This is a genomic window from Paractinoplanes globisporus DSM 43857 (genome assembly GCF_000379645.1).
GTDB classification, from domain to species: Bacteria; Actinomycetota; Actinomycetes; order Mycobacteriales; family Micromonosporaceae; genus Actinoplanes; species Actinoplanes globisporus.
This window is the reverse complement of record NZ_KB903294.1, coordinates 1,391,174-1,402,673: the sequence shown is the minus strand read 5'-3', so window position 1 is coordinate 1,402,673 and position 11,500 is coordinate 1,391,174. Positions and strand designations below refer to the sequence as shown.

At 73.0% G+C, this 11,500-nt stretch carries 6 protein-coding genes; 5 read left to right on the top strand and 1 reads right to left on the bottom strand.

The window, feature by feature from the left end; all coding sequences use genetic code 11:
* Positions 1 to 101: 101 nt before the first annotated feature.
* From A3CQ_RS0106110 to A3CQ_RS57130, 3 genes are read left to right on the top strand one after another with little or no spacing between them, the layout of a single operon-like run.
* A complete protein-coding gene (locus A3CQ_RS0106110; protein ID WP_020510037.1) occupies positions 102 to 452 on the top strand; it encodes a YciI family protein in 351 nt (116 codons plus the stop codon).
* On the top strand, positions 449 to 1,669 hold the full coding sequence (locus A3CQ_RS0106105) for an RNA polymerase sigma factor (protein WP_026205380.1): 1,221 nt from the start codon (positions 449 to 451) through the stop codon (positions 1,667 to 1,669). Before A3CQ_RS0106110 ends, A3CQ_RS0106105 begins: the two co-directional genes overlap by 4 nt.
* Positions 1,670 to 1,709: 40 nt before the next feature.
* Positions 1,710 to 4,499: a hsp70 family protein gene (locus A3CQ_RS57130; RefSeq protein WP_051115142.1), complete on the top strand. Its 2,790-nt coding sequence runs from the start codon at positions 1,710 to 1,712 to the stop codon at positions 4,497 to 4,499.
* Here the strand turns inward: A3CQ_RS57130 and A3CQ_RS0106095 are convergent.
* Positions 4,479 to 6,383, bottom strand: coding sequence for an amylo-alpha-1,6-glucosidase (locus tag A3CQ_RS0106095; RefSeq protein WP_020510035.1), 1,905 nt, complete (start codon positions 6,381 to 6,383; stop codon positions 4,479 to 4,481). The two genes, A3CQ_RS57130 and A3CQ_RS0106095, sit on opposite strands and share 21 nt — an antisense overlap.
* A 91-nt stretch (positions 6,384 to 6,474) precedes the next feature.
* Between A3CQ_RS0106095 and A3CQ_RS0106090 the strand changes: the two genes are divergently transcribed.
* On the top strand, positions 6,475 to 9,099 hold the full coding sequence (locus A3CQ_RS0106090) for an MGH1-like glycoside hydrolase domain-containing protein (protein WP_040431358.1): 2,625 nt from the start codon (positions 6,475 to 6,477) through the stop codon (positions 9,097 to 9,099).
* A 56-nt stretch (positions 9,100 to 9,155) separates the two neighbouring features.
* Positions 9,156 to 11,489 (top strand): carboxypeptidase regulatory-like domain-containing protein, encoded by a 2,334-nt coding sequence (locus A3CQ_RS0106085; RefSeq protein WP_084698933.1) that lies wholly within the window; start codon positions 9,156 to 9,158, stop codon positions 11,487 to 11,489.
* Positions 11,490 to 11,500 lie beyond the last annotated feature (11 nt).

Below are 11,500 nucleotides of genomic sequence, written 5' to 3'. Positions count from 1 at the left end.
GACTCGGAAAATTCTTGTTCCGGATTGTCGAATGAGGTGGAGGCGCCGCGTCATCACTTCGCCGGCGCCGCAACGGGCGGCGCCCGGGAGGGGAGTCAACGATGCAGTACGTACTGCTGATCTACGGCGACGAGAAGGCCTGGGAGGCCCGTGACGAGCGGGACCGCGAGGCCAACATGGAGGCCCACGCCAAGTTCTCGGCCATGTTGCGCGAGCACAATGCCCTGCTCGGCGGCGAGGAACTGGCCGGCTCGTCGTCGGCGACCACCGTGCGCAACGTCGACCGGGTCGGGGTCACCGACGGCCCGTTCGCCGAGACGGCCGAGCAGCTGGGTGGGTACTACGTGATCGAGGCGGCCGACCTGGACACCGCGATCGGCTTCGCCCGGCAGCTGCCCGAGCCGATCGTCGAGGTCCGTCCGATCGTCATGCACCCGGAGGCGGACAGCTGAGCGCGGAGCAGGCCGTCGAGCAGGCGTACCGTGACGAGTGGTCACGCCTGCTCGCCCTGCTCGTCACCCGGCTGCGCCGTTTCGACGTGGCGGAGGACAGCCTGCAGGACGCCTTCGTGGCCGCCGCCCGGGTCTGGCCCGAGCAGGGCGTGCCCGACCGACCGGCCGCCTGGCTGTGGACCACGGCCTACCGGCGGGCGCTCGACCGGATGCGCAAGGAGGAGGCGGACGCGCGCCGGCTGCCGCTGTTGATCGCCGACCCGGTTCCGGCCGCCGACCAGGCCGAGCCCGGGGAGGACGCGGACGTGCCGGACGAGCGGCTGCGGCTGCTGTTCGCCTGCTGCCACCCGGCGCTGCGGGCCGACGCCCGGGCCGCGCTCATGCTGCGGTTCGTGGCCGGGCTGAGCACCGCCGAGATCGCCCGGCTGTTCCTGGTGAGCGAGCCGACCATGGCGGCCCGGCTGACCCGGGCCAAGGCCAAGATGGCGGTGGCCGGCATCCCGCTGCGCGCGCCGTCGGCCGAGGACCTGCCGGACCGCCTCGACGTGGTGCTCAAGGTGATCTACCTGATCTTCACGGAGGGGTACCGCGCCACCACCGGGCCCGAGCTGATCCGGCCCCGGCTCGCGAGCGAGGCCATCCGCCTGGCGTACGTGGTCGGTGAGCTGCTGCCGGCGGAGCCGCGCACCGCGGCCCTGCTCGCGCTGATGCTGCTGCAGCACGCCCGGCGCGACGCCCGGCTCGGCCCGGCCGGCGAGCTGGTGCTGCTGCCCGACCAGGACCGCACCCTCTGGCGGCACGACGAGATCGCCCGCGGCGTGTCGCTGCTCGGCCTGCTCGAGGCCGTCCCGATGCCTGGCGAGTACCACCTTCAGGCGCTGATCGCGGCCGAGCACGCCAAGCCGCCGCCGACCGACTGGACGCGGATCGCCCGGCTGTACGCCGAGCTCGAGCGCCGCGACCCGTCGCCGATGATCCGCCTCAACCGGGCCGTGGCGGTGGCCGAGTCGGGCTCACCCGAGGCCGGCCTGGCGCTGCTCGACGGCCTCGACGCCGCGCTGCGCGACAGCCATCTGCTCCCGACCGTCCGCGCCGAGCTCCTGAGCCGGCTCGGCCGCCGGGCCGAGGCAGTGGCTGCCTTCGATGCCGCGCTCGCTCTGGTCCGCACCGATCCCGAGCGTGACCACCTGAATCGCCGCCGTGCCGAGCAAAGCTGAGGAGGTCTCGCGTTCGCAGTGACTCCGTAGGATCCGGGGGGTGCTGGAGTACGGCCTCGGTATCGACCTAGGGACCACCTACAGCGCCGCCGCGATCAATGTGGACGGCGCGATCGAGACTGTCCGCCTCGGCGGGCGCACGCCGGAGATCCCCTCGCTGGTGTATTTGCGGGACGACGGCGAGGTGCTGGTCGGCGAGGCGGCGCAGCGGCGGGGCGAGACCGACCCGACCCGGCTCGCCCGGGAGTTCAAGCGGCGGATCGGCGACCCCGTGCCGATGCGGCTCGGCGAGACCCCGATGGCCGCGCACGAGCTCACGGCCGCGCTGCTGCGGCGGGTGGTGGCCACGGTGGCCGAGGGGCAGGGCGGGCCGCCGCGCCGCATCGTGCTCACGCATCCGGCGAACTGGGGTCCGTACAAACGCGAGCGGCTGCTCGAGGCCGCGCGCCTGGCCGACCTGCCGCAGGTGACGCTGCGGACCGAGCCGGAGGCCGCGGCGATCCGCTACGCGGGGACGGCCCGGGTCGCGGTGGGCGAGACCATCGCCGTGTACGACCTGGGCGGCGGGACATTCGACGCGGCCGTGCTGCGCAAGACGGCCGACGGGTTCGAGGTGCTCGGCGAGCCGCAGGGTGTCGAACAGCTCGGCGGGATCGACTTCGACGAGGCGGTGCTCGAGCACGTCCGCGCGACGCTCGGCGACCAGCTCGCCGGGCTCGACCTCGACGACCCGGCCGTCACCGAGGCCCTGTCCCGGCTGCGGCGCGAGTGCGTCGAGGCCAAGGAGAGCCTGTCGTTCGACATCGAGGCGGAGATCGGGGTGGCGCTGCCCCGGCTGCACACCCGGGTCCGGATCAAGCGGGACACCTTCGAGGCGATGATCTCCCCGGCCCTGGAGGAGACGGTCGCGGCCGTGCGCCGGGCACTGCGCTCGGCCTCGGTGCCGGCCGAGGAGCTGCGCTGCGTGGTGCTGGCCGGCGGCTCGTCCCGCATCCCGCTGGTCGGCCTGATGGTGTCGAGGGCGTTCGAGCGTCCGGTCGTGATCGACGAGCAGCCCGAGCTGGGGATCGCGCTGGGCGCGGCCCGGCTCAGCGGCCCGGCGGCGGCCCAGGACGCCGCGGCCCCGGTCGTCCTGATGCCCACCCCGCGCGATCCCGCCCCGGCCGGCCCGGCCGATCGCCAAGACATTCCCCGCGCACCCCTTCCACCGGCCACGGTTGTCGGGGCGGCCGCCGTGCCCGGGCAGAACGCCGGCCCGCTGCGCGTGCCGGCACCGGGGGGAGCGCCCGCGCAACCGCCGAGCGGCGCCGCCGCGATGCCGCCCACCGGGTCCGCCGCGGGGCCGCCCGGGGGAGCTGCGGCAGGGGCGCCCGGTGGGGCTGTGGCAGGGGTGCCGGGCGGAGGTGCCGCAGGGCCGTTTGGGGCGGCGACGCCGCTGCGCAGCGGGGCGGCCGGTGTGCCGCCGTTCGGGGGTGCGCCGGCGGGGTCGGGTGGGGGGTCGTGGCTGCGGTCCAAGCGGGTGGCGGTGATCGGTGGGTTTGCGGCGGTGCTGCTGGTCATCGGGGCGATCACGGCGGTCGCGGCCTGGCCACGGGACCGGGCCAAGGGTGGCGGCGAGCCGGTGGCCGCGGGGAATCAGACGTCGGTCTCCGCGGGGCCGGCGGTCGACGAGGCCGAGTTGCTGTGGCGGGCCAACACGGGAGTCGCCGCCGTCGAGCCGCCCGCGGTCAGCGCCGAGCGGATCGTCGTGAGCGGGCAGGACGGGACGCTGCGTTCCTACCGGCGCGCGGACGGCACGCTCGAGTGGAAGGTCGCACTCGGGGCCGGCACGCGGGCGGCCACGCACATCGCCGGGGGCGTCGTGGTGGCGGCCACCGACGACGGTCACCTGATCGGGATCGACCCGGCCCAGGGCAAGGTGCGGTGGCGCAAGGACGTCGGCGGTCAGATCGGGGCGCGTCCGCTGACCGCGGGAGTCCTCGCCTACGCGGGAGGCCAGGACGGTGTGCTCACCGCGTACGGCATCGGAAATGGGGATCGGCGCTGGCGCCTGCGCACGCAGGGTGAGATAAGCCGGCCACCCACAGTGATCGGCGGAGTCGTGGTCGTCGCCTCGGGCGACGGGAAGCTCTACGGCGTGAGCCCGGACGGCGAGAAGCTCTGGACGGCCACGGCCGGGCAGGTCACCGACGGGCCGGTCGGTACGGGCCACGCGGCGTGCGTGGCGGTCGACAACGGAACCGTGCGGTGCGTGCAGAGCGAGGACGGCGCGGAGCTGGACGGGATCGCGGACACGGTCACCATCGAGGGGATCGCCGGCGGCGACGGGGTGCTCTACACGGCCGGATCGGACGGCTCGGTCGGCGCCTGGGATCCGGCGACGGCGAAACAGCTCTGGCGTAAGCCGGGAAGCGGCGGGTCGGTTCGTCTCATCGCGGCCGCCGGCGAGGTCGATGTGGCCTACCCGGACGGGAGCCTCGCGGGCCTGGACGCGGGCAGCGGCGAGGTGCGCTGGCGCAACACCACGGGTGACAAGTTCTCGATCGCGCCGGGAAGCGACGGGGCCGGCCTGTTCGCGGTCGGTGACAGCGGCGTCCTCTACGCGCTGCGACCGCCGGCCGGAGCGGTCGTGCCGCCGACGCCGAGCGTGGAGCCCACCACCGAGCCCGCTACCGAACCGACCGCCGAGAACCGCGAGACGCGGCACACGACCAAGCCGACCTACTACCGATCCACCAGGCCGAGCCGGACGGCGTCGCCCTCGGCGTCCACGACGGCGACCACCACGCCGCCGACCACGGAGCCGACGTCACAGCCGTCGGGCGCGTAGGGTCTCGGCGACCGACCACGCCTGGAACGGGCAGCCGGTCGCCTCGTGCGGGGCGTCGCCGTCCGCGGTCTCCGAGACCGAGCCGAGGCCGTACTCGCCGAGGTGGTCGTCGGCATCGGAGATCGTCTGGTCGGCCGAGACGCCGAGCCGGCGCCAGGCGGCCACGAACGGCCCGGTGAGCCACGGCCAGACCGTGCCGGTGTGGTACGCGGTGTCGCGCGCGGCCGAGCCACCCCGGTGCACTCCCTGGTAACCCGGCTCGTGGGGGGCGAGGCTGCGCAGGCCGAGCGGGGTCATCAGCGCCGAGCCGATCGCCTGCAGCGTGGCCGGCTCGGGGCGCAGCGGCGCGTACGGCAGCGACCACGCCAGCAGCTGGTTGGGCCGGAGCGTGGCGTCGTCGCCGTCCGGGCCGTCGACCACGTCGTAGAGCCACCCGGTCGGCGCGGTGAAGCGCCGCGCGAAGCCCGCGAGCGCCTCGGGATGGGCCCGCACCGCCGCACCCGCGCCGGTCCGCGCCTGCCAGGCCAGCTTGATCACGGTGGCCAGGCCGTTCACCCAGAGCGCGTTCACCTCGACCGGCTTGCCCATCCGCGGGGTCACCGGCACCCCGTCCACGCGCGCGTCCATCCAGGTCAGCGCCTCGCCGGGGACGCCCTGCCGCAGCAGGCCGTCGAGCGGGTCGGCCACGATGCCGTACCGGGTGCCCTTGAGATGGTGGTCGACCACGTCGAGCAGGGCCGGCAGCAGCTCGGCGGCGAGGTCGAAGTCGCCGGTCGTGGCCACGTGCCGCCCGACCGCGTGCAGGAACCACAGCGTGCCGTCCGCGGTGTTGTACTCGACGCTGCCGGTGTCGGCCGTGTTCGCGAGCATCCCCTCGGAGAGCGTCGCCGCGTACGCCGTGAGCAGCTCGCGGCCCTCGGCGGAGCGGTTCGTGGTGAGGAACAGACCCTCGTAGCTGAGCATCGTGTCCCGCGACCAGGCGCCGAACCACGGGTACCCGGCCACCACGTCCACGCCGGCCCGGGTGCGCACCACGAACGAGTCGGCGGCCAGCGCCAGGGTCGCCTGGGCGTCGTCGGCGGGCTGCGCGGCCGCCACCACCGCCCGGTTGCGCAGCCGCGCCGCCGCCACCACCTCGGCCGCCCCGGGCGGCGGGTCGTCCAGCTCGCCCGCCCAGGCCGAGACCTCGGCGGTCGCCCCGGGCTGTCGTAGTTCGGCGTGGAAGCTCCCCGCGTACCACAGGTCCTCGAGTGGTTGAAGGCCTCGTGCCGCCTCCGCGCGGTGCCGCACCCCGCGCCACCATGCACCCGCCGTGCGGAAGTCCGGGCCGCGCACCCGGTACGCGCCCTCGACCACGCACCCGCTCTCGTCGGCCGTGATGTCCGGCGCCGGGCCGCCCGCCGTGCGCTCGCCGTGGATGTCCCGCCAGGTCACCAGCGTCTCGAGGGAGAGGCTGACCGGGCCGCCGGTGAGCAGCCGATGCACGACGGCGACCGCCGGCCGGCCGTGCACCATCGCGATCTCCCGCTCGATCACGACGTCGCCGATCCGCCAGCGCCAGCGCGGCAGGCCGTCGACGAGCTCGAACCCGGCGAGCAGTTCGTGCCCGCGCGGGGCGATCGTCCCGTCCGACCATTCGTGCGTGGCCAGCCGCACCGACGCACCCGACGGGAGGGTCACGATCGGGTCGAGGGCGGCGAGCCCGAGATGCCGGGTGGCGGGAGTGTTCCCGGCGACGATCAGCAGGCCGTGGTAGCGGCGGGTGCGCAGACCGCTGACCGTGCCCATCGCGTAGCCCCCGCACCCGTCGGGAACCAGCCATTCGCGGGCGGAGCCCTCGTCGACACTGCCGCACACCTGGGGGCCGAACGCGAGGCGACGCACTGTAGCCACTAGATGACCTCCGGTTGTCGGGCACAATCGGTCGGGACGGTGACAATCTCAGTGTGGCCGTATCGGTGACGATGATCGAGGTATGGGGGTGAGACACGGCGTGGCGGAGCGCTTACGCCTGGCGCAGGCCGACTCCGGTGAGCTGCCGTGGCGCTCGTGGGGCCCCTATCTCGCCGAGCGCGCCTGGGGCACGGTTCGCGAGGACTACAGCGAGCACGGCACGGCGTGGGACTACTTCCCGCACGATCATGCGCGGTCCCGAGCGTACCGGTGGAACGACGACGGGATGGCCGGCATCTGCGACGACCGCCAGACGTTCTGCTTCGCGCTGGCGCTGTGGAACGGCGAGGACCCGATCCTCAAGGAGCGGATGTTCGGCCTGGGCGGCGACGGCGGCAACCACGGCGAGGACGCCAAGGAGTACTGGTGGTACCAGGACTCCACGCCCACCCACTCGTGGATGCGGTGGCGGTACCACTACCCCCAGCGCGAGTTCCCGTACGACCAGCTGGTGCGGGTCAACGGGCAGCGGTCCCGGGAGGAGACCGAGTACGAGCTGATCGACACCGGCGTCTTCGACGAGGACCGGTACTGGGCCGTCACGGTCGACTACGCCAAGGCCACGCCGCAGGACATGTGCATGTCGGTCACGATCGCCAACCGCGGGCCGTCCCCGGCCACCCTGCACGTGCTGCCCACGCTCTGGTTCCGCAACACGTGGTCGTGGGGCCAGGCCAACCGGCCCCGGCCGGAGCTGACCGGGACGCCGGGCCGTCTCGCCGGCCGGCACCGCACGCTCGGCCACATCGTGCTGGAGGGCTCCGAGGGCCCGCCGACGCTGGTCTGCGACAACGAGACCAACGCCCAGCGCCTGTGGGGCCAGCCCGGCACGACCATGTACCCCAAGGACGGCATCAACGACCACCTGATCGCCGGCGCGCCCACCGTCAACCCGGCCGGCGTCGGCACCAAGGGATCGCTGCATTACGTGCTCACGCTCGGGCCGGGGGAGAGCCGCACGATCCGGCTGCGGCTGACCCAGGCCGACGAGCCGTTCGAGGAGAGGCCCGACCTCGGCGCCGGCTGGGAGTCGGTGATGCACCACCGCGCGCGGGAGGCCGACGAGTTCTTCGCCGACGTCATCCCGGCGACGGCGACGCCCGAGGAGGCGGCCGTGGCCCGCCAGGGCATCGCCGGGCTGATGTGGGGCAAGCAGTTCTACCACTTCGACGTGAAGCAGTGGCTGACCGGCGACCCCGGCTCGGCGCCGCCCCCGCCGGGCCGCCGCTACGGGCGCAACAACGCCTGGTGGCACATGAACAGCTTCGACGTCATCTCGATGCCGGACCCCTGGGAGTACCCCTGGTACGCGGCGTGGGACCTGGCGTTCCACTGCGTGTCGATCGCGCGGGTCGACCCCGGCTTCGCCAAGCAGCAGCTGTTGCTCCTGCTGCGTGAGTGGTACATGCACCCCAACGGGCAGATTCCGGCGTACGAGTGGGCATTCGGCGATGTGAACCCGCCGGTGCACGCCTGGGCCGCGTTGCGCGTCTTCGAGATCGACGGCGGCCGCGACTTCGACTTCCTCGGCCGGGTGATGCACAAGCTGCTGCTGAACTTCACCTGGTGGGTCAACCGCAAGGACATCGGCGGCAACAACGTCTTCGAGGGCGGCTTCCTCGGGCTGGACAACGTGGGGCCGTTCGACCGGTCGGCGGCGCTGCCGGTGGCCGGGGTGCTCGAGCAGTCGGACGGCACCGGCTGGATGGCGATGTACGCCCTCAACCTGCTCGACATGGCGATCTGCCTGGCGCTCAACGACCGCACCTACGTGGACATGGCGACCAAGTTCTTCGAGCACTTCGCGTACATCGCGGAGGCCGCCTACCAGCAGGGGCTGTGGGACGAGGAGGACAGCTTCTTCTACGACCAGCTGCGTCTGCCGGACGGCCACAAGCTGCCGCTGAAGGTGCGCTCGATCGTCGGGCTGCTGCCGATGGCCGCCACCACCCGGCTCACCGCGGCCACCCTCAACCGGCTGCCCGAGCTGGCCAACCGGCTGCGCTGGCTGCGGTACTCGCAGGAGTACGCCGACGTGATCAGCGCCCGCCGGCTGTCGGCCGAGGGCCGCCAGCAGCGCCTTCTCTCGATGGTGGGTCAGGACCAGCTGCTGCGCATTCTCGCGCGCATGCTCGATCCGGAGGAGTTTCTCTCGGCGTACGGGATCAGGACCTTGTCCCGCGCCCACCTGGAGAAACCCTTCACGGTCTCGCTGGGCGGCTCGGACTTCACCGTCGGTTACGAGCCGGCGGAGAGCACCAGCGGACTGTTCGGCGGCAACTCGAACTGGCGTGGCCCGGTCTGGATGCCGGTCAACTACCTGTTGATCGAGGCGCTGCGCGAGTACGCGGCGTTCTTCGGCGACGACCTGCTCGCCGAGTACCCGACCGGCTCGCAGAAGAAGGTGCCGCTCTCGGCGATCGCCGACGACCTGTCGCTGCGGCTGATCTCGCTGTTCGTGCCGGACGAGAACGGGCACCGACCGATCTACGGCGCCAACGAGGTGCTCCAGCAGCATCCGGACTGGAAGGACCTGATCGTCTTTCCGGAGTACTTCCACGGCGACAACGGAGCCGGCCTCGGCGCCTGGCACCAGACGGGCTGGACGGCGCTGGTGGTCGACCTGATTCTGACCGTGCGGCGCTGACAAACCGGTACATCTAAATCTTGCGATCAGGTCTACGATTCCTCCACGCACGACACATGGGGGAAAGAATGATGGGCCTGAAACCGGCTCGTCTGGGCTCGGCCGTGGCCGTCGGACTGCTGATCGCGGGAGTGTTTGCCACGCCCGCCCTCGCCGCCGGCACCGGTACTGTCCAGGGCGCCTTCACCACCAGCACGGGCACGCCGATCACCGGCGCGACCGTCACCGCCTACTCCGGCGACGGGGAGTGGCTGACCGACACCACGACCACGTCCACCGGGCGGTACACCCTGCGCGGTGTGGCCGCCGGCGGCGTCCAGCTCCAGTTCGACAACGCCGGCCTGCAGCACTGGGCGCCCGGCGTCTTCGACCAGGGCGACGCCACCACGTACACCCTGGCCGCCGGCGCCACGCTCACCGTCGACGAGCACCAGCCGGCCACCGGCACGATCGCCGGCCACTTCACTGACGCCGCCGGCGCGCCGGCCTACGCGAGCGTCAGCGTGCCCGGCACGAGCAGCAGCTTCACCGACGACCAGGGCGCGTACGCGCTCGACCTCTTCCCCGGCACGTACAAGGTCAGGTTCCAGTGGGACGCCGCCCAGCAGTGGGCCGTCCAGGCCACCTCCGAGGAGGCGGCCACCACGTACCAGGTGACCGCCGGCCAGACCACCACGGTCGACGACCACAAACTGCCGGTCGGCTCGATCGGCGGCACGATCACCAGGACCGACGGATCGCCGCTGGCCAACGCCCAGGTCACCCTGCACCGCGGCGGTGAGTCGGTGGGCTTCGCCGGCACCTTCGACGAGGGTGTCTACTCGTTCGGCGAGGCGCTGGCCGGCGACGGGTACACGGTCTCCTACTCCAGCGACGGCGGCCCCGACGTGTACGTCCCGGGGACGCTCGACCCGGCCAAGGCGACCCGGTTCTCGGTGGCGACCGGCCAGACGACCACGGTGGACGACACCCAGCCGGCGCCGGCCGCCGTGCACGGCAAGCTCACCGGCGCGCCCACCGCCGGCATGCAGGTGAGCGTGTCGCTCGCGAGCAACGACAACTGGTTCCAGCTGTCCGGCGAGACCGCGGCCGACGGCACGTGGAGCGTCCCCGGGCTCTTCCCCGGCGACTACAAGGTCTCCTTCACCACGCCCGACTACCAGCGCACCCAGTGGGCGTACGGGAAAGGCACCGAGACCGACGCCGACCTGATCTCCGTCGCGGCCGGCGCCGACGTCGCGGTCGACGACAGCTGGCTGCCCGGCGCCACGCTGGTGGTCAAGGCGATCGACGCGGGCACCGGCGCCCCGGTGACCAACTACTGCGTGTGGGTCACCACGCCCGGCGACGGCACGGGCTGCGCCACCACCGGCAACCAGGTCACGGTCTCCGACCTGCCGGGCGGCTCCTTCAAGATGCAGGTCTCACCGGGCGAGGACAGCTACTACCTGTCCAGCGCCTACCTGCCGGTCACGCTGACGCCGGGACAGACCACCACGGTGCGGGTCAAGCTCACGCTCGGCGGGAAGGTGGCGTTCTCGGCCGCCGACCACGCGACCGGCGCGCCGGTCGACCGCACCTGCGCGGCCCTGGTCGTGCTCGGCCACGGCGGCCTTCCCGACGGCTACGGCGACTGCACCGACGCGACCGGCAAGGCCACGTCGCAGCACATCGCCGCGGGGACGTACGAGCTGTACGCGATCGCGCCGACCGGCTACGGCGACCAGTGGGTCGGCGCGGCCGGCGGCACCGGCGACCAGAAGGCGGCGGCCCGCATCCAGGTCAAGCCGGGCAAGACGGTGACGGCACCGGCGGCGCTGCTCGACAAGGCGGCCACCATCACCGGCGTGGTCACCGACGCCGCGGGCGCGCCGCTGTCCGGCATGGACGTGGCGTGGAGCGCGTGGGGCGACGCCGGTCCGGCCTGGGACTCCGAGACCGACGCCAACGGCCGCTACACCATCGACCAACTCGGCCCGTACGGGTGGCCGCTGCTGTTCGGCGGCAAGGGATACCCGCGGCAGTGGTCCGGGCACGTGGGCAACCGCTTCCAGGCCGCCCCGGCGTCCGGGACGTACAACTTCACCCCGGTGGCGGGGGCGGCGCTCAAGGGCAAGGTCACCGCTCCCGCCGGGTCGCAGTGGCGGATCCACGCCTACAACGCGGCGACCGGCGACCAGATGGGCTCGTTCGACGTGTCGGCCGCCGGCCCCGGCGGGACGTACCTGATGCCCGTGATCGGCTCGCAGCAGGTGAAGATCGGCTATTACTGGTCCGTGGGCGACACCAACCACGACGGCTGGTACAAGAACGCGTCCGGCATCGACACCGCCACCAAGGTCCCGGTCCCGGCCACCGGCACGAAGACCCTCAACCTGAAGATCGGCTAGTACGGCGGTCC